Source organism: Pseudomonas sp. W5-36 (assembly GCF_046540455.1).
In the GTDB taxonomy this organism is placed as follows: domain Bacteria; phylum Pseudomonadota; class Gammaproteobacteria; order Pseudomonadales; family Pseudomonadaceae; genus Aquipseudomonas; species Aquipseudomonas graminis_B.
In genome coordinates, this window is record NZ_JAXCIQ010000008.1 from 99,674 (window position 1) to 118,612 (window position 18,939).

At 62.1% G+C, this 18,939-nt stretch carries 15 protein-coding genes and 4 tRNA genes; 12 read left to right on the forward strand and 7 right to left on the reverse strand.

What is annotated here, in order from left to right; all coding sequences use genetic code 11:
* Window positions 1-93: 93 nt before the first annotated feature.
* The gene (locus tag SLW74_RS15505) at window positions 94-855 is read left to right on the forward strand and encodes a FadR/GntR family transcriptional regulator (RefSeq protein ID WP_065986100.1); all 762 of its coding nucleotides are present in this window, start codon (window positions 94-96) and stop codon (window positions 853-855) included.
* A 296-nt stretch (window positions 856-1,151) separates the two neighbouring features.
* Here the strand turns inward: SLW74_RS15505 and SLW74_RS15510 are convergent, their stop codons facing one another.
* From SLW74_RS15510 to SLW74_RS15525, 4 genes are all read right to left on the reverse strand, one after another.
* Window positions 1,152-1,985: an oxidoreductase gene (locus SLW74_RS15510; RefSeq protein ID WP_192134188.1), complete on the reverse strand. Its 834-nt coding sequence runs from the start codon at window positions 1,983-1,985 to the stop codon at window positions 1,152-1,154.
* 141 nt (window positions 1,986-2,126) lie between these two features.
* Window positions 2,127-3,452, reverse strand: coding sequence for an MFS transporter (locus SLW74_RS15515; RefSeq protein WP_410929453.1), 1,326 nt, complete (start codon window positions 3,450-3,452; stop codon window positions 2,127-2,129).
* A gap of 348 nt (window positions 3,453-3,800) precedes the next feature.
* Window positions 3,801-4,085, reverse strand: coding sequence for a hypothetical protein (locus SLW74_RS15520; RefSeq protein WP_296315320.1), 285 nt, complete (start codon window positions 4,083-4,085; stop codon window positions 3,801-3,803).
* 522 nt (window positions 4,086-4,607) lie between these two features.
* The gene (locus SLW74_RS15525) at window positions 4,608-5,804 is read right to left on the reverse strand and encodes an amino acid aminotransferase (RefSeq protein WP_369319394.1); all 1,197 of its coding nucleotides are present in this window, start codon (window positions 5,802-5,804) and stop codon (window positions 4,608-4,610) included.
* Window positions 5,805-6,137: 333 nt separating this feature from the next.
* On the opposite strand from SLW74_RS15525, the gene uvrB reads away from it, so the two are divergent.
* A complete protein-coding gene (gene uvrB / locus SLW74_RS15530) occupies window positions 6,138-8,153 on the forward strand; it encodes an excinuclease ABC subunit UvrB (RefSeq protein ID WP_065986047.1) in 2,016 nt (671 codons plus the stop codon).
* A 260-nt stretch (window positions 8,154-8,413) separates the two neighbouring features.
* Here the strand turns inward: uvrB and SLW74_RS15535 are convergent, their stop codons facing one another.
* Both SLW74_RS15535 and SLW74_RS15540 read right to left on the reverse strand, forming a co-directional pair.
* A complete protein-coding gene (locus SLW74_RS15535; protein ID WP_410929454.1) occupies window positions 8,414-9,904 on the reverse strand; it encodes an MDR family MFS transporter in 1,491 nt (496 codons plus the stop codon).
* A gap of 49 nt (window positions 9,905-9,953) precedes the next feature.
* A complete protein-coding gene (locus SLW74_RS15540) occupies window positions 9,954-11,009 on the reverse strand; it encodes an HlyD family secretion protein (protein ID WP_410929418.1) in 1,056 nt (351 codons plus the stop codon).
* 257 nt (window positions 11,010-11,266) lie between these two features.
* Here SLW74_RS15540 and gltX point away from each other — a divergent pair, with 257 nt between their 5' ends.
* The 9 genes from gltX to SLW74_RS15585 all read left to right on the forward strand — a co-directional run bounded on the left by gltX (window position 11,267) and on the right by SLW74_RS15585 (window position 16,410).
* Complete coding sequence (gene gltX, locus SLW74_RS15545; protein ID WP_410929419.1) at window positions 11,267-12,748, forward strand: glutamate--tRNA ligase; 1,482 nt, start codon at window positions 11,267-11,269, stop codon at window positions 12,746-12,748.
* Window positions 12,749-12,965: 217 nt separating this feature from the next.
* Window positions 12,966-13,041, forward strand: a tRNA-Ala gene (locus tag SLW74_RS15550).
* Between the two features lie 83 nt (window positions 13,042-13,124).
* Window positions 13,125-13,200, forward strand: a tRNA-Glu gene (locus SLW74_RS15555).
* A 51-nt stretch (window positions 13,201-13,251) separates the two neighbouring features.
* Window positions 13,252-13,327 (forward strand) — tRNA-Ala (locus SLW74_RS15560).
* A 53-nt stretch (window positions 13,328-13,380) separates the two neighbouring features.
* Window positions 13,381-13,456, forward strand: a tRNA-Glu gene (locus SLW74_RS15565).
* A 197-nt stretch (window positions 13,457-13,653) separates the two neighbouring features.
* Window positions 13,654-14,193, forward strand: a complete 540-nt coding sequence (locus SLW74_RS15570; RefSeq protein WP_410929420.1) for a TetR/AcrR family transcriptional regulator — start codon at window positions 13,654-13,656, stop codon at window positions 14,191-14,193.
* Window positions 14,194-14,375: 182 nt separating this feature from the next.
* Window positions 14,376-14,816: an acyl-CoA thioesterase gene (locus tag SLW74_RS15575; protein WP_410929455.1), complete on the forward strand. Its 441-nt coding sequence runs from the start codon at window positions 14,376-14,378 to the stop codon at window positions 14,814-14,816.
* 76 nt (window positions 14,817-14,892) lie between these two features.
* The gene (locus SLW74_RS15580; RefSeq protein WP_410929421.1) at window positions 14,893-15,852 is read left to right on the forward strand and encodes a tRNA dihydrouridine synthase; all 960 of its coding nucleotides are present in this window, start codon (window positions 14,893-14,895) and stop codon (window positions 15,850-15,852) included.
* Between the two features lie 114 nt (window positions 15,853-15,966).
* The gene (locus SLW74_RS15585) at window positions 15,967-16,410 is read left to right on the forward strand and encodes an Hsp20 family protein (protein ID WP_410929422.1); all 444 of its coding nucleotides are present in this window, start codon (window positions 15,967-15,969) and stop codon (window positions 16,408-16,410) included.
* 51 nt (window positions 16,411-16,461) lie between these two features.
* On the opposite strand, the gene SLW74_RS15590 is transcribed toward SLW74_RS15585, so the two are convergent.
* Complete coding sequence (locus SLW74_RS15590) at window positions 16,462-17,358, reverse strand: LysR family transcriptional regulator (RefSeq protein WP_192134175.1); 897 nt, start codon at window positions 17,356-17,358, stop codon at window positions 16,462-16,464.
* Between the two features lie 155 nt (window positions 17,359-17,513).
* Here SLW74_RS15590 and leuC point away from each other — a divergent pair, with 155 nt between their 5' ends.
* Window positions 17,514-18,938, forward strand: a complete 1,425-nt coding sequence (gene leuC, locus SLW74_RS15595) for a 3-isopropylmalate dehydratase large subunit (RefSeq protein WP_410929423.1) — start codon at window positions 17,514-17,516, stop codon at window positions 18,936-18,938.
* The last annotated feature ends 1 nt before the right edge of the window (window position 18,939 follow it).

Sequence of the window (18,939 nt, forward strand, 5' to 3'; positions counted from 1 at the left end):
TCAGGCCATTGGTCCTGTTTTTAGCACTTGTCATGGGCCGCAACAAGGCCATTTGTCGATCCAGTGCGCTGAAAATTTCCGAGCCGATTCCCCATGCCAATCCAAGTAATTGATAACCAGAGACTTTATCGCCAGATCGCCGATCAGCTGCGTGCGCTGATCGACAGCGGCGAGTTTCCACCGGGCAGCCGCCTGCCGGCCGAACGTGAATTGGCGAAGATGCTGGGGGTGAGCAGGGCGTCGGTGCGTGAGGCGATGATTGCCCTTGAGGTAATCGGGCTGGTGGATGTGCGGGTGGGCAATGGCGTGCTGGTCTGCGAACCGCCGGGGCAGAAGCTGTCCGATGAACCGGTGATGACCCAGGTCACCCGCGATCAGTGGAAGGACGTCGACCCGGAGCTGGGCATCGAGGTGGATTTCAGCGCGGAGATTCCGCCGTTTGCCCTGCTTCAGGCGCGTCGGCTGATCGAACCGGAAGCGGCGGCGCTTGCCGCGCAAAACGCCAGCGATGAAGAACTCGACGCGATCCGCGAGGCCTTCGAACGCAACGCCCGGGACAACCGCGAGCATTCCCACACCCACCCCGGCGATCGCCTGTTCCACATCCGCATCGCCCAGGCCTCGGGCAATCCGGCCTATGGGCTGATGATCAAGCACCTGCTCGGGCATCAGTACGGCAGCATGTTCCAGCGTTTGCAGGCCCACTACACCTCCGACGACATGCCGTTCCGCTCCGAGCACGAACACCGCCTGATCCTCGACGCCCTGCAAAACCGGGATGCAGAAGCTGCGAGGCAGGCGATGGCGGGGCATCTGGATGAAGTGATCCGCATCTTCAGCCGGGGCGGGGTGTAGGTTAAGTTACGCCACGAGTTCCCGGTTGACGGCTCCTACAAGGAGGGCGTTTCCCAGAAAAAATGATGGTGGTCATGCCGGCCTCTTCCCGGCTAAAGCCAGTCCTACGGTGGGTACGCAGCAGGTCTGTAGGACCGGCTTCAGCCGGGAAGCTTTTGACGTTGATGTTGATCTGCTTTTGACCTTCATACGCAAAAAGCCCAGTCACCGCCAAACGCGACTTGGGTGCAGGCTGAACGCAGGGCCCACGGAGCGGGACCGGAGTGGCCGTTAGGCCGACGCCCTTTCATCGAACTTCACCCATCCGTCGAGCGCGACACCTCTTCCCATTCCGCAAACTCGGCTTCCAGCTGCGCGAGCTTTTCCCGCACCAGCTTCAACGCATCGCTGCCCAGCAACAAGTGGGCGGGCGGGGTGGGGCTATCAATCAGCTTGAGCATCGCGTCCGCCGCCTTGACCGGATCCCCCGGCTGCTTGCCGCTGCGTTCTTCGCGGGCCTTGCGGATCGGGTCGAAGCTGGCGTCGTAGTCGGCAATCTGCCGCGCAGTACGCTGCATCGAACGCCCGGCCCAGTCCGTGCGGAAGGAACCCGGCGCTACGGCCGTGACAAACACATTGAAGGGCTTCAACTCCTTGCTCAGGGATTCGGAAATGCCTTCCAGCGCAAACTTGCTGCCGTGGTAGTAGGAAATCCCCGGCATCGTGATGAAGCCGCCCATGGAGGTGACGTTGAGGATGTGCCCGCTGCGGCGCTGGCGGAACAGTGGCACGAAGGCCTTGATGATCGCCACTGCGCCGAACACGTTGACGTCGAACTGCCGACGCAAATCCTCCAGCGGCGACTCTTCCAGAATGCCTTCGTGACCATAGCCGGCGTTGTTGACCAGCACGTCGATGGGCCCGAATGCGGTGTCGGCCTCGGCGACCACGCGGTCGATGTCGTCGAAGTCGGTGACGTCCAGCAGCACGCCGTGGGCGCGACCGGGTGCCTGGGCTTCGAATGCCTGAACGGCGTCTTCATTGCGCAGGGTGCCGATCACCGTATGACCCGCCGCCAGCGCCTGTTGCGCCAGCGCTTGACCGAAGCCGCTGCTGACACCGGTGATGAACAGGGTTTTTGATGTGCTCATTGTGGGTTTCCTCTCGGGGCCGAAGCCGTTGATCGATGGTCGATGCTCGAAGTCCCCCATGGTAGGAACCCTGCGCGCCAAACCGATGACCCAGTCCTGCGCGATGATTGCCTGATTCTGCGCTGGCTGGATTGACGACGCTTAAGGCCGCGGATTGGCCGTGTTCTTCGTCACTAACCGCAAGCCGCTCGCCAGACTGCCCACCGCCGCAAAGCCGGCGCCAATGCTCAACGCCAACACCGGGCCGTGGGTGCTGGAAATGCCGAAACTCAAAGCCACCAACGCCGCGCCCGTGGCCTGACCGATCAGGCGTGCCGTCGCAATCGTGCCGCTGGCGCCGCTGGAGCGCTCCTTCGGGGCGCTGGTCATCAGCGCTTTCTGGTTCGGCGCCTGGAAGAAACCGAAGCCGATTCCGCACAGCATCATCCGCGCGATGATCGACATGACGCTGGCGTCGGCCGGCATCGTCGCCAGGGAAATCATCCCCATACAGAGCATCGCCAGCCCGATCCCGCCCAGCAGCCCCGGCGCATAACGGTCTGACAGGCGCCCGGCGAACGGCGCGATCATGGCCACCACCACCGACCATGGGGTCATGAGAAACCCGGTCTGGATCGGGTCGCGGCCCAGGGTGCTTTCAAAAAAGAACGGCAGTGAGACAAACGCCAGCCCTTGGGTGGCGAACGAACAGAACGCCGTCAGCGCCGACAACGCAAACAGCGGCCGTTTGAGCAAATCCAGGGGGAACATCGGCGCAGGGTGCCCGACCTCGCGCTTTAGCATCAGCGCGCCGCCCACCAGAAAAACCGCCAGGGCGATCAGCACGCTGGCCATGGAACCCAGTTGCGCCGCCTGACTCAGGGCGAAGATCAGCGCGCCGAAGGTGATGACGTTGAGCACGGCGGTGACGCGGTCGAAGGTCAGTGTGCCGAGACGGGTCGCGGGCAGCGAATTCCAGGCGAACATCAGGGCAAACAGGCCGATGGGCAGGTTGATCGCGAACAGCCACGGCCAACTCGCCACCGACAACACCAGCGACGCCACGGTCGGGCCGATGGAGAACGAGGTGCCGACCACCAGCGCGTTCATGCCCAGCCCGCGGCCCAGCCGTTCGTGGGGGAAGATCGAACCGATCAGCGCGGCGTTGACACTCATGATCGCGCTGGCGCCGATGCCCTGCAGCACGCGGGCGACGGTCAGCGTCGGCAGTGACCAGGACAGCGCACACAACGCCGACGACACCACGAACAGAATCAGCCCGCCCAGATACACCTTGCGGTGGCCAAGCACGCCGCCCAGCGCCGCGAACGGCAACAGCGTGGCGACGGCGGCGAGCTGGTAGGCGTTGATGATCCACACCGACGCCGCCGGTGAGGCGTTCAAATCAGCCGCGATGGCGGGGAGGGCAGTGTTGGCGATGGCGGTGTCGAGGGTGGCGAGGGCGATGGACATCAGAATCGCCGCCATGCCGCGAAACTCGCGGGGTGTGAGTTTATTACCGACGCGCGGGGCATCCTGAGTGGCGGGCTGGACCATTATCGACAACGCTCCGGGGATGAACTTCAGGCAAGTCTGCGGGCGCAGACCAAGGCGTGATGGTGCCGTTTTGTTAGGGTGCCATGCAATGAAATATCCGCCAGACCGAGCGGGTGGCGGAGCTGTTAGATCCGAACCAGGTCAGAGGCGGCGGTGAGAATCCCGTGGGAGCGAGCTTGCTCGCGAAGACTTAAGCCAACCCCCTGAAGATCCAGCGGCTTTACCGACCTCTTCGCGAGCAAGCTCACTCCCACAAGTGCCCCGGACCGAAGGCCGCCCTCAACCCCCGGCGGTATCAATGTCCTTGTCCAGCTCACCCGTCTGCAGCTCCTCTTTGGTGGTGTCCGGCGATTCATGCTCTTCCGGCTCGAAATCCGGGGTAAAGCTGTTATCCCCCGCATCGACCCCGGCGTTCTCATGACCCTGCGCGCCGTCTTTCGACTCGCCCTGCGGCTTGACCGTGTCCTTCTGCGCCACGCTGCTGTCCAGGGCTTCCGGTTGCGCGGCCGGGCTAATCGCCGGGTCGTTGCGGTTGACGGTTTGATCATTGTTCTGGGTAGCCATATGCACCTCTTCTGTCATATCCCGTTCACAGGACTTACAGATATCGAGGGCAACGGCGCGCAAGGGTTCGATCCATGTGCTGACCGGCAATGTCGCGGCTTCATTTACCCGATCGTTCCCGGCGTGCCCACTGACGCCTTCCCGGCTAAAGCCGGTCCCACAAAAAAGCGACGCGTGCACTCAGTAGGACCGGCTTCAGCCGGGAAGCTTTTGATTTGCTTTTGATCTTCCTACACAAAAAGTCCAGACGACACCCATCGCGACTTGGGTGCAGGCTGAACGCAGGCGACGCGGAGTGGGCCGAGCCGCATGGATGCGGCGAGAGCGCCGTCAGGACATGGATGTCCGTTCGGCGCGGGCCCACGGAGCGTCGTCGAAGTGAGGGTATTCCGACGAAGGAGGAACCTAGCCAGGAGCAAGCACCCTTGGTTACTTGGGGTGCTTTTCCAAGTAACTCGCCGAAGGCGAAACAGTCTGCCCCCAGGCAGACGCTCCTGATCTTGACCTTAAAATCGTGGCGGTTTAGATAACCGCCAGGATCGCCTCGGTAACAGCCCCGATATTCCCCTGATTCAACGCCGCCACACAAATCCGCCCGGTATCCAACGCATAAATCCCGAACTCATTGCGCAACCGATGAACCTGCGCCGTCGTCAGACCCGAATACGAAAACATCCCCCGCTGCCGCGCGACAAAACTGAAATCCTGCCCCGCCGCATTATTCGCCAGACGCTGCGTCATCTCCTCACGCATCCCGCGAATCCGCAGGCGCATCTCGCCCAGCTCCTCCTCCCACTTGGCACGCAACTCAGGGCTGTTCAACACCGTCGCCACAATCGACGCGCCATGGGTCGGCGGGTTCGAATAGTTCGTACGGATCACACGCTTCACCTGAGACAACACCCGCGCCGTCTCTTCCTTCGAATCCGTCACGATCGACAACGCACCGACCCGCTCGCCATACAGCGAAAACGACTTCGAAAACGAACTGGAAGCAAAGAACGTCATGCCGCTGTCAGCGAACAAACGCACCGCCGCTGCGTCCTCGTCAATCCCGTCACCGAAGCCCTGATACGCCATGTCCAGAAACGGCACATGACCCTTGGCCTTCAGCACCTCAAGCACCTTCTTCCAGTCTTCCAGGGTCAGGTCAACGCCAGTGGGGTTATGGCAGCAGGCGTGCAGCACGACGATCGAGCCGGACGGCAGGTTCTGCAGATCCTCCAGCATGCCCGTGCGGTTCACGTCATGGGTGGCGGCGTCGTAGTAACGGTAGTTCTGCACCGGGAAACCGGCGGTTTCGAACAGCGCGCGGTGGTTTTCCCAGCTTGGGTCGCTGATCGCCACAACGGCGTCAGGGGAGAGCTGCTTGAGGAAGTCCGCGCCGATTTTCAGAGCGCCCGTACCGCCGACCGCCTGGACCGTCATCACTTGGCCCGAAGCCAGCAGCGGCGACTCAGCGCCGAACAGCAGGGTTTGCACGGCCTTGTCGTAGGCAGCGATGCCGTCGATGGGCAGGTAGCCGCGGGGCAGGTGTTGGGCCACCCGGTTTTCTTCCGCTTCGACAACGGCGCGCAGCAGCGGAATTTTCCCTTCTTCGTTGCTGTAAACGCCGACACCCAGATTGACCTTGGTCGTGCGGGTATCGGCGTTGAATGCTTCGTTGAGGCCCAGGATTGGATCGCGTGGTGCCATTTCGACAGCGGAGAACAGGCTCATTGTGCGGGGGCTCTGAATGGGGAGTGAATGGGTCGCGTCGCTCCAGCCGATTGCACTAGAGCGGTGCACAAACGGGGAGCAAGTATAAAGGCCTGCGCCAGTGCGGGCGACAGTCCCGCGCAGGTTTTTCAGGGTTTTTCGCGAAATTTTTCGACCGTTAGTCCCGTGCCGCGGACTAATCTGCGGAGGGTGGCTTGAAAGGTGGCGCCGTCGACTCCACTTGTAGTCCCATCACTTCTTTTATGTACGTCTTTTCCCTGACGGGATCAGCCGTCCGTGCTCAATTGCGTTGCTGCGGGATTCATCCGGCAGTGGCCCCTCCAGAGGTACGTTATGTCCGAGTTTCAGCTCGTTACCCGTTTTGAGCCGGCCGGCGATCAACCGGAGGCGATTCGTCAGTTGGTTGAAGGCATCGACGCCGGCCTGTCGCACCAGACCCTGCTCGGTGTAACCGGTTCGGGCAAGACCTTCAGCATCGCCAACGTCATTCAGCAAGTGCAGCGCCCGACCCTGGTGCTGGCGCCGAACAAGACCCTGGCCGCCCAGCTGTACGGCGAGTTCAAGGCGTTTTTCCCGAACAACTCGGTCGAGTACTTCGTTTCCTACTACGACTACTACCAGCCCGAAGCCTACGTGCCGTCGTCGGACACCTTCATCGAGAAGGATGCGTCGATCAACGACCACATCGAGCAGATGCGCCTGTCCGCGACCAAAGCGCTGCTGGAGCGCAAAGACTCGATCATCGTCACCACGGTGTCGTGCATTTATGGTCTGGGCAGTCCGGAAACCTACCTGCGCATGGTTCTGCATGTGGATCGCGGCGACAAGCTCGACCAGCGCGCTTTGCTGCGTCGCCTGGCCGACCTGCAATACACCCGCAACGACATGGATTTCGCTCGGGCGACCTTCCGGGTGCGCGGCGACGTGATCGACGTGTTCCCGGCGGAATCGGACCTGGAAGCCATCCGCATCGAGCTGTTCGATGACGAGGTCGAGAGCCTTTCTGCCTTCGATCCGCTGACCGGGGAGGTGATTCGCAAACTGCCGCGCTTCACCTTCTACCCGAAGAGCCACTACGTGACCCCGCGGGAAACGCTGCTGGAGGCGATGGAAGGCATCAAGGTCGAGCTGAACGAGCGTCTGGAATACCTGCGCGGCGCCAACAAGCTGGTGGAAGCCCAGCGTCTGGAGCAGCGCACCCGTTTCGACCTGGAGATGATCCTCGAGCTGGGTTACTGCAACGGCATCGAAAACTACTCGCGCTACCTGTCCGGGCGTCCGTCTGGCGCGCCGCCGCCGACGCTCTACGACTACCTGCCCGCTGACGCGCTGCTGGTGATCGACGAATCCCACGTCAGCGTGCCCCAGGTCGGGGCCATGTATAAGGGCGACCGTTCGCGCAAAGAGACGCTGGTGGAATACGGTTTCCGCCTGCCATCGGCGCTGGACAACCGGCCGATGCGTTTCGATGAGTGGGAAAACGTCAGCCCGCAGACCATTTTCGTCTCAGCGACGCCGGGTAACTACGAAGCCGAGCACGCGGGCCGCATCGTCGAGCAAGTGGTGCGGCCGACCGGTCTGGTCGACCCGCAGATCGAGATCCGTCCGGCGCTGACTCAGGTCGACGACCTGCTCTCGGAGATCCACAAGCGCGTGGCGATCGAGGAGCGGGTGCTGGTGACCACGCTGACCAAGCGCATGTCCGAAGACCTCACCGATTACCTGGCCGACCACGGCGTGCGCGTGCGTTACCTGCACTCGGACATCGACACCGTCGAGCGCGTCGAGATCATCCGCGACCTGCGCCTGGGCACCTTCGATGTGCTGGTGGGGATCAACTTGCTGCGCGAAGGCCTGGACATGCCGGAGGTGTCGCTGGTGGCGATTCTGGATGCCGACAAGGAAGGCTTTCTGCGTTCCGAGCGCTCGCTGATCCAGACCATCGGCCGGGCCGCGCGTAACCTCAACGGCCGCGCGATCCTGTACGCCGATCGCATTACGGGGTCCATGGAGCGTGCGATCGAAGAAACCGATCGCCGTCGCGAAAAGCAGATCGCGTTCAACCTGGCCAACGGCATCACGCCGAAAAGCGTGATCAAGGACGTCGCCGACATCATGGAAGGCGCCACCGTGCCCGGCTCGCGCAGCAAGAAGCGCAAAGGCATGGCCAAAGCCGCCGAAGAGAACGCCAAGTACGAGGCCGAACTGCGCTCGCCGAGCGAAATCACCAAACGCATTCGTCAGCTGGAAGAGAAGATGTACCAACTGGCCCGCGACCTGGAGTTCGAGGCGGCAGCGCAGATGCGCGACGAGATCGGCAAACTGCGCGAGCGCCTGCTGGCAGTTTGAGGGCTCGCGGGAGTGACCGGGGTGGCGCTCCCACACGATCCGGGTTGACTTGGAATCCCGGCCCCGCCGCTGGACCTTGTGGGAGTGAGCTTGCTCACGAAGGCATTGTCATTGCAGATGAAGATGCGGCGGATGTGCCGACGCTTTCGCGAGCAAGCTCGTTCCCACAGGGGTTGTGTTCGACTTGGTATATCGGCCAGGCAGCTGAACGTGTGGGAGTGAGGTTGCTCACGAAGGCGTTCTCGGCGTTTCAGGGCGGCTTAATGCGCCGCGCCACTCTTGACCCCCGACGGCAACTTCCGCGTCAACAGCACCGCCAGCATGCTCACCCCCAGCGCAATCCCGACAAAATGAAACGCGTCGTTGTAGGCCATGATCGCCGCCTGTTGATGGGCGATCTCGCTGAGCTTGCCCAACGCCGCCGTTTCACTGCCCAACCGGTCGGTGAGCATCGCCATGCGTTCGGCGACTTGCGGGTTGGCGGGGGAGATCGACTCGCGCAAATAGTCGAAGTAGGTCTTGGTCCGCGCGTCCAGCAACGTCGCCAGCAACGCAATGCCGATGGCGCCGCCCAGGTTGCGCAGAATGTTGAACAGGCTCGACGCCGACCCCGCGTCCTGGGGCTGAATGAACGCTGTGGCGATCAGCGAAATAGTCACCATGATCAGCGGCTGACCCAGCGCCCGCACGAGCTGAATCTGATTGAACTGCGGCCCGGCGAAATCCGGATTGAGCACGCCGGACGAAAAGCTCGCCAGCCCGAACAAGCCAAACCCCAGCGTACACAGCAGCTTCGGCGAGATCACCTTCATCAGTTGCGGCACCAGCGGAATCAGAAACAGCTGGGGCACGCCCATCCACATGATCACCTCACCGATCTGCTGGGCGTTGTAGCCCTGAATCTGCGCCAGGTACAGCGGCAGCAGATAGATCGAGCCATACAGTCCGACGCCCATGCCCACGCTGGAAATACTCGACAGCCCAAAATTGCGGTTGCCGAGAATGCCCAGGTTGATCAGCGGTTTGTCCTTGGAAAACTGAATGATCACGAAGCTGATCAGGCTCACCAGTGCAATGCTGCCCAAGCCGACGATCAGGTTCGATTCCAGCCAGTCCTTGCGATGCCCCTCTTCAAGAAACACCTGCAAGCAGCCCAGCCCGACCCCCAGGGTGACAATGCCGGCGTAGTCGGTGCTCTTGAGCAATTCCCAGTGGGGCGCCTTTTTCTCCAGCCCGTAGAGCAGGCCGCCGATCATCACTAGCCCTGGCGGGATGTTGATGTAAAAGATGTACTCCCAGCCGAAGTTCTCCGTCAGCCAGCCGCCCAGGGTCGGGCCGATGGAAGGGGCGAAGGTGGCGGTCATGGCGAACAGCGCCATACCTTTGGCCCGGTGATGCTCCGGCAGTTTGATCAAGGTCAGGGTGAACGCCAGCGGGATTAGCGCGCCGCCGGTGAAGCCCTGCAGGGCACGGAAGACGATCATGCTTTCCAGGCTCCAGGCCATCGAGCAGAGCAGGGACGACAGCAGAAACCCCACCGACACCCAGACCGCCAGGCGCCGCGCCGAGAGCAACTGCACCAACCAGGCCGTCAGCGGGATCATGATGATTTCCGCCACCAGATACGAGGTGGAAATCCATGAGCCTTCTTCCAGTGTCGCCGACAGCGCGCCCTGAATGTCCTTGAGCGACGAGTTGGTGATCTGGATATCAAGGACCGCCATGAACGCGCCAAGCATGACGCTCATCACGGCAATCCAGTCGCGCCGGGTCGGTTCGCCGACCGGGCGGATCAGTTCATCACTGGCCATGTCGGGCGTCGTTCGGCGGCCGGATATCGACTGAAACGGTCACCGACATGCCCGGGCGGATCTTGCCGTGCAGCGGGTTGTCCGGCGCGAAAGTCAGCTTGACCGGGATGCGCTGCACGACCTTGGTGAAGTTGCCGGTGGCGTTGTCCGGCGGCAGCAGGCTGAACTGCGCACCGGAGGCGGCAAACAGGCTGTCGACGCGGCCCTCAATGGGCGTGCCGGGAAAGCTGTCGAAGGTCAGCTGGGCGACCTGACCGATCTCCATGTGCTCGATCTGGGTTTCCTTGAAATTGGCCTGCACCCAGATGTCCTGGTCCGGCACGATCGACAGCAGATAAGCGCCGGCCTGAACGAACTGGCCATTGCGCGCCGCCCGCTGGCCGACCAGCCCGCTGAGGGGCGAGTGGATCTCGGTGCGCTGCACATTGATCTGCGCCTGGGCCAGGTCGGCACGGGCGGTGGCGATCTGCGCGTCGAGGCGCTTGATCTCGGCGTTCAGCGCGTTGACCTGCTGGCGCTGACTCTGGGCATCGGCCTGGGCCTTGGTGACCTGGGAGCGGGCGACGTTGCTGTCGGCGGTCATGGTGGTCACCTGGGCTTCCGAGACGAAGCCCGGGGTGCGCAGCTTTTGCAGTCGCGCCAGGTCCAGTTGCGTGCGCCCCAGGGTCGCCTGATTCGCTTGCACCTGCGCATCACTGGCGGCGATCAGGCTCGACTGCTGGGTCAAACGGCTCTGCGCTTGCAGGCGCTCCGCTTCGCGGGTTGCCAGGGTCGCCTGGGCCCGGTCGATGGCCAGGCGGAAATCATCCGGCTCAAGCCGCACCAGCAACTGGCCTTTTTCCACGCGCTGGTTGTCCTGCACCAACAGCTCGTTGATCCGCGCGCCGAGCTGGCTGGACACCCGGGTGATTTCACCCTGTACATAGGCGTTGTCGGTGGACTCGTGAAAGCGTCCTTTCAGGTACCACTGGGCGAAGAAGGCGAGGGCGATCAGCAGGACCACCACGAAGAAGATGAACAGGCGGCGCTTGAGTTGGGCGGGCATGGGCGTTCTGGATTATTGGAATGTACGCAAATTTATCAGGGTTGGCGGTCTGGCACCTAGCCATCGTCGCGATCATGACCGCCACTGATGGCGCGGCATTCGTTGCAACACCCGTGGCGACGCGTGCCGTGCGGCGAGGGCGGGGCCGCCTGTCCTGCCATTACCACGATTCTGCGCTCCATCAAGCGTCCGCGCTGGAGCCGCGCAGGCCGCGCCTGTTAACATTCGCGGCTTGTTCGACCTATTCGGGATTTTCCATGACCACCGTTCGCACCCGCATCGCGCCATCGCCCACCGGCGACCCCCACGTTGGCACGGCCTACATCGCGCTGTTCAACTATTGCTTCGCCAAACAGCATGGCGGCGAATTCATCCTGCGCATTGAAGACACCGATCAACTGCGCTCGACCCGCGAGTCCGAACAACAGATTTTCGACGCCCTGCGCTGGCTCGGCATCGAGTGGAGCGAAGGCCCCGACGTCGGCGGTCCCCATGGCCCGTATCGCCAGAGCGAGCGCGGCGACATCTACAAGAAGTACGTGCAGGAACTGGTCGACGCCGGTCATGCCTTCCCGTGCTTCTGCACCGCTGAAGAGCTGGACCAGATGCGCGCCGAGCAGACCGCCCGGGGCGAAACCCCGCGCTACGACGGCCGCGCGCTGCTGCTGTCGAAAGAAGAAGTCGAGCGCCGCCTGGCCGCCGGCGAACCCCATGTGATCCGCATGAAGGTGCCGAGCGAAGGCGTCTGCGTAGTGCCGGACCTCCTGCGTGGCGAAGTCGAAATCCCGTGGGACCGCATGGACATGCAGGTCCTGATGAAGACCGACGGCCTGCCGACCTACTTCCTCGCCAACGTCGTCGACGACCACCTGATGGGCATCACCCATGTGCTGCGCGGCGAAGAGTGGCTGCCGTCGGCACCGAAGCTGATCCTGCTCTACGAGTACTTCGGCTGGGAAAAGCCGGCGCTGTGCTACATGCCGCTGCTGCGTAACCCGGACAAGAGCAAACTCTCCAAGCGCAAGAATCCGACCTCGGTGACGTTCTACGAGCGCATGGGCTTCATGCCGGAAGCGATGCTCAACTACCTCGGTCGCATGGGCTGGTCGATGCCCGACGAGCGCGAAAAGTTCTCGCTGGACGAAATGGTCGAACACTTCGATCTGACCCGCGTGTCCCTGGGCGGGCCGATTTTCGACATCGAGAAGCTGTCGTGGCTCAACGGCCAATGGCTGCGTGAACTGCCGGTGGAAGAGTTCGCCACCCGCGTGCAGAAGTGGGCGTTCAACAGCGACTACATGATGAAGATCGCCCCCCACGTTCAGGGCCGCGTCGAGACGTTCAGCCAGATCGCACCGCTGGGCGGTTTCTTCTTCGCCGGTGGCGTGACGCCGGACGCGAAGCTGTTCGAACACAAGAAGCTGTCGCCGGAACAGGTGCGTCAGGTCATTCAGCTGATCCTGTGGAAGCTGGAGTCCCTGCGTCAGTGGGAGAAGGACAAGATCACCGGTTGCATTCAGGCAGTGGTCGAGCACCTGGAACTGAAGCTGCGGGACGCCATGCCACTCATGTTCGCCGCCATCACCGGTCAGGCGAATTCGGTATCGGTCACCGACGCCATGGAGATTCTGGGCCCGGACCTGACCCGTTTCCGTCTGCGCCAGGCGCTGGACATGCTGGGCGGGGTGTCGAAGAAAGAGAACAAAGAATGGGAGAAGCTGCTCGGCGCCATCGGCTGAGTGACCACCTGAACTAGCCAGGGCCATTGAGCGATGGCCCGTTGGCCGGCGTGGGCCGGTTTTCCGGGAGGCGGTAAGTGATTGTTATCCCGGAAAATTCTTTTGGAATTGTTTGAAAAAGAGTTTGACAGCTTTGTGGGTCGCACTTAATATGCGCCCCGTCCACACGGCAACGCAGAAATACGCGGTAACGCGGCGTTCTACGTAAGTGTATTGTGGGGCTTTAGCTCAGCTGGGAGAGCGCCTGCATGGCATGCAGGAGGTCAGCGGTTCGATCCCGCTAAGCTCCACCAAATTAGAAGCTTCAAGGTTTGCGTTACTGCCTTGAAGTTTGTCCCGCTCCGGAACCAGCACCGAGGCGGTACGCAAGGGTTACGTCCCCTTCGTCTAGTGGCCTAGGACACCGCCCTTTCACGGCGGTAACAGGGGTTCGAGTCCCCTAGGGGACGCCAGTTTTACCGAGTGAGGCTTTAGAGCTGATCTCCGCCGAGAGGCGTAAATCCGGGGCTATAGCTCAGCTGGGAGAGCGCCTGCATGGCATGCAGGAGGTCAGCGGTTCGATCCCGCTTAGCTCCACCAATTTCTGCCAGGGTTCGTCAGTTGTCATCGGCGAATCTGCTCGAAGGTTTTGCGTCCCCTTCGTCTAGTGGCCTAGGACACCGCCCTTTCACGGCGGTAACAGGGGTTCGAGTCCCCTAGGGGACGCCACGATTTCTCGCTCTGCGAGACCAAGGGTCATTCGATTATTGAATGGCCCTTTTGTTTTTCCGGGGTTTGGTTCCTGACCCTATCTTTCTTTGCCTCTCTCGTCGTTCATCTGCCCATCGTTCATCCCAAGCACCGGTGTCGTCCTTGCCAACGCACATGATGAGGATAATATTATCGCCATCATCCCGGAGGCGGTCATGAACGATAAAAAAGCACAGACCCGCGAACGCATTCTCACTGCTGCCAGCACCGCGTTGATCGCGCGGGGCCCGATCGAGCCCAGCGTCAACGAGATCATGGGCGCAGCCGGGCTGACGGTAGGCGGCTTCTACGCGCATTTCGACAGCAAGGAAGCGCTGATGCTTGAAGCGTTCAGCCAGTTGCTGGCCGAGCGCCGTGAGATGGTCGCCAGCATCGACGGTCAATTGCCGGGTGAGGAGCGTCGCGCGCTGCTGGCCGCGTTCTACCTGTCGCGCAGGCACCGCGACGCCGAAGAGCACGCGTGCCCGTTGCCGACAGCGATCGGGGAGATGGCGCGTCTGTCCGAGGATTTTCGCAACGCCCTGGCGGAACACGTCGAACTGATGGTGGCGCAGCTCGCTGCCAGCCCTGAAGAGTCCGACAAGACCCTGGCCGATATCGCATTGATGGTCGGCGGCCTGGCCCTCGCCCGAGCCCTGGGGCCCGGTGAACTGTCAGATCGCGTGCTCCGGGCGGCGAAGTCCGCGGTGCTGTGATGCCATTGTAGGACTGGCTTCAGCCGGGAAGAGGCCAGCGTGGGCACCCTCAATTTTGGGCTGAGGGGACTGATTTATTTACAACGCTTCACCGTAAATTAATCTGTCCCCGGCTGGACCATTTCTTGTCCGATGCTTTTAGTTACACTGCCCGGGTGATGAATTTGATAGGGCATCAAGAAATGGTCTGGGATCTGGCAACGCCGTTCGTCATCGATCTGCAGGTGGGCGAGGAGGATATCGACGGCCTGGGTCACGCCAACAACGCGGTGTATGTCACCTGGCTCGAACGCTGCGCATGGCGGCATTCCCAGCAACTGGGCCTGGACCTGAGCGAGTACCGTCGACTCGACCGGGCCATGGCCGTGGTGCGGCATGAGATCGACTACCTGGCCAGCGCCTATCAGGATGACGAACTGCAACTGGCGACCTGGATCGTCGACTGGGATCAACGCCTGAAAATGACCCGGCGCTTCCAGCTCAAGCGGCCCAGTGATGGCGTGACCTTGCTGCGCGCGCAGACCACCTTCGTCTGCATCGAACTGTCGTCGGGTAAACCCAAGCGCATGCCGAGCGAGTTCATCGACGGTTATGCCGCCGGCCTCCACAGCGCGGTCTCCTGACGCTCGACGCGCGTAAACCGTATCCAATCCGCCGGCCTCTGCGTAAACTGCCGGACTTTTTTTCGAGTGTGACCCCATGCAAATTGCCCTGGCACCCATGGAAGGCCTGGTCGACGACATCCTGCGTGACGTGCTGACGCAAGTCGGCGGCATCGACTGGTGCGTGACCGAATTCATCCGGGTGACCGAGCGCGTGTTGCCGGAGCATTACTTCCACAAGCTCGCGTCCGAGCTGTTGCAGGGCTCGAAGACCCGCGCCGGCGTGCCCTTGCGTGTGCAGCTACTGGGGTCGGACCCGGTATGTCTGGCCGAGAACGCAGCCTTCGCGGCCGAACTGGGGGCGCCGGTTATCGACCTGAATTTTGGCTGCCCCGCCAAGACCGTCAACAAATCCCGAGGCGGGGCGGTGTTGCTCAAGGAGCCGGAGCTGCTGCACACCATCCTCAGTCACGTACGCCGCGCCGTGCCTGCGCACATTCCGGTCACCGCCAAGATGCGCCTGGGCTACGACAGCACCGAACCGGCGCTGGATTGCGCCCGGGCCCTGGAAGCGGGCGGCGCGGAGCACATCGTCGTCCACGCCCGCACCAAGGTCGACGGCTACAAGCCGCCGGCGCACTGGGAGTGGATTAGCAAGATTCAGGACGTGGTGAAGATTCCGATCATCGCCAACGGCGAGATCTGGACCGTCGACGACTGGCGCCGCTGCCGGGAGATCTGTGGCGCCCGCGACATCATGATCGGTCGCGGTCTGGTGGCGCGTCCGGACCTGGGCCGGCAGATCGCCGCGGCGCAAGCCGGGCGTGAGGTCATCCCCATGACTTGGGCCGAATTGCAGCCCCTGCTGCGGGATTTCTGGTTGCAGGCCATGGCCAAGATGACCCGCGTTCAAGCGCCGGGCCGCCTCAAGCAGTGGGTGGTCCTGCTCACCAAAAGCTACCCCGAAGCGACCGTCCTGTTCGATGCCCTGCGCCGCGAAACCGACTGCGAGCGGATCAGCCAGATGCTCGGTGTGAGCGTGCCGGAAGCCGCCTGAAAATTTTTTTGCACGACTCTTGAAACGCAAATGACCGTCCCTATTTTGGGATTACGCGATGCCGAAGTCGGGTCGCGGCGATAACCACTTGCTGATTTATCAGGAGATTTTCAGATGACTACTGCATTTTCCCTGGCTCCACTGTTCCGTCACTCCGTTGGCTTTGACCGCTTCAATGACCTGTTCGAGTCGGCGGCGCGCAACGAGTCGGCCAGCAGCTACCCTCCCTACAACGTCGAGAAACACGCTGATGACCAATACCGCATTGTCATCGCGGCAGCGGGTTTCCAGGAGGAAGACCTGGAGCTGCAAGTCGAGAAGGGCGTACTGACCGTCACCGGCAACAAGCGCGAGAATACGGCGGAAGGCGTGACCTTCCTGCACCAGGGCATTGCCCAGCGTGCCTTCAAGCTGTCGTTCCGCCTGGCTGACCACATTGAGGTCAAGAACGCTGCTTTGGCCAATGGCCTGTTGAACATTGACCTGCTGCGTCTGGTGCCTGAAGAGGCCAAGCCAAAACGCATCCAGATCAATGCCCGGAAAACCCTGACTCACTGATCCAGAGTCAGCGTGAGAAGGCGCCCTGCGGGGCGCCTTTTTTGTGCGCGCTCAGCGCGCGGGCGATTGCTCCAGCCCTGCAGCTTGCGCATCCAGCAGCGCCATGAACGCCCGCGCCGCGTTAGACAGCGTGCGTTCGGTGTGGACGATATACCCCAACTGCCGCCGTAACTGGACACCCGGCAACGGGATGGGGGTGACTTGCTCGTCGAGCATGGTCCGTGGCAGCACGCTCCAGGCCAGTCCGATGGACACCATCATCTTGATCGTCTCCATATAGTTGGTGCTCATGGCGATATTCGGCTTCAGCCCCTGCGACTCACAGAGCTCGCTGACGATGTGGTGGGTGAAGGTGTTCTCGCCCGGAAACACCGCCGGGTAGCGGGCGAGGTCGGCCAGGCTGACGTTTTTCCGGGTCGCCAGCGGGTGCTCGGGCGCGGCGACGAAATCCAGCGGGTCGTCCCAGACCTTGACGGCTTTCACCAGCGCGTGGGGCTCGGGTGCCAAGGTGATCACCGCCAGCTCCGCACGGCCGTGGAGGATTTCTTCGTAGGCCACTTCCGAATCGAGAAACTGAATGTCCAGCGCGACGTCCGGGTAGGTCTTGGTAAACGCCCTTAATAGCGTAGGCAACCGGTGCAAACCGATGTGGTGACTGGTCGCCAGGGTCAGACGCCCGGTGACCTCGCCGGTCAGGTTGGTCAGCGCGCGACGGGTGTCGTCCAGCACATTGAGGATCTGATAAGCGCGGGGGAGCAGGGCGCGTCCGGCTTCGGTCAGGCTGACCTCACGGCCCAGCCGATCAAAAAGCCGCACGTCCAGTTGCTGCTCCAGACCGGCGATGCGCTTGCTGACCGCCGGCTGAGTCAGGTGCAGGCGCTCGCCAGCGGCCGAGAAGCTGCCCATCTCGGCGATGGCAATGAAGGCATTGAGATTAGCCAGATCCATCTCGGATTCCTGTTGGTTATGCAAAGCATGAAAAATATGAATTTGAGTTATTTAAGCATATTCCATAGCATCACCCCCACAAGCCAAGGGTCTTTACGGTGTCATCTCGACATCGGCGGCCGGGGCATAGAAATACGCTGATGAGGAACCGTCTGATGGCCGGCAAAACGCTCTACGACAAGCTCTGGGATTCGCATTTGGTCAAGCAGCGCGACGATGGCTCTGCGCTGCTCTACATCGACCGTCACATCATTCACGAAGTGACGTCGCCTCAGGCTTTCGAAGGCTTGCGCCTGGCCGGACGCTCACCATGGCGCATCGACGCCAACGTCGCCACCGTCGACCATAACGTGCCGACCACCCCCGACCGCAAGGACGGCGTCGACGCCATCGTCGATCAAGTGTCGCGCTTGCAGGTCAAGACCCTGGATGACAACTGCGACGAGTACGGCATCACCGAATTCAAGATGAACGACATCCGTCAGGGCATCGTTCACGTGATCGGTCCGGAGCAGGGCGCGACCTTGCCGGGCATGACCGTGGTCTGCGGCGACTCGCACACGTCCACCCACGGCGCATTCGGCGCGCTGGCCCACGGCATCGGCACTTCCGAGGTCGAGCACGTCCTCGCGACTCAGTGTTTGGTCGCGAAGAAAATGAAGAACATGCAAGTGAAGGTCGAAGGCAAGCTGCCGTTCGGCGTCACGGCCAAGGACATCGTCCTGGCCATCATCGGCAAGATCGGCACCGCCGGCGGCAACGGCCATGCCATCGAATTCGCCGGCAGCGCCATTCGCGACCTGTCCGTCGAAGGCCGCATGACCATCTGCAACATGTCCATCGAAGCCGGCGCCCGTGTCGGGCTGGTGGCGACCGATGACAAGACCATTGCCTACGTGAAGGGTCGTCCTTTCGCACCGACTGCCGAGCAGTGGGACGCAGCCGTCGAGGCCTGGAAAGACCTGGTGTCCGACGACGACGCGGTGTTCGACACCGTGGTTGAGCTCGACGCGACCCAAATCAAGCCGCAAGTCAGCTGGGGTACGTCGCCGGAAATGGTCGTGGCCGTGGATCAGCATGTGCCCGATCCGGCGCAGGAAGCCGATCTGGTCAAGCGTGGCTCGATCGAGCGCGCCTTGAAGTACATGGGCCTGAAAGCCAATCAGGCGATCACCGACATTCAGCTGGATCGCGTGTTCATCGGTTCGTGCACCAACTCGCGGATCGAGGACCTGCGCGCCGCAGCGGACATCGCCAAAGGCCGCAAAGTGGCGTCGACCATCAAGCAGGCGATCGTCGTGCCAGGCTCGGGTCTGGTGAAAGAACAGGCCGAGCGGGAAGGGCTGGACAAGGTCTTCATCGAAGCCGGTTTCGAATGGCGTGAGCCGGGCTGCTCGATGTGCCTGGCGATGAACCCGGACCGCCTGGAGAGCGGCGAGCACTGCGCGTCGACCTCCAACCGTAACTTCGAAGGCCGTCAGGGCGCCGGTGGGCGTACTCACCTGGTCAGTCCGGCGATGGCAGCAGCGGCTGCGGTCAGCGGCCGTTTCGTCGACGTTCGCACCATGAGCCAGGCATAAG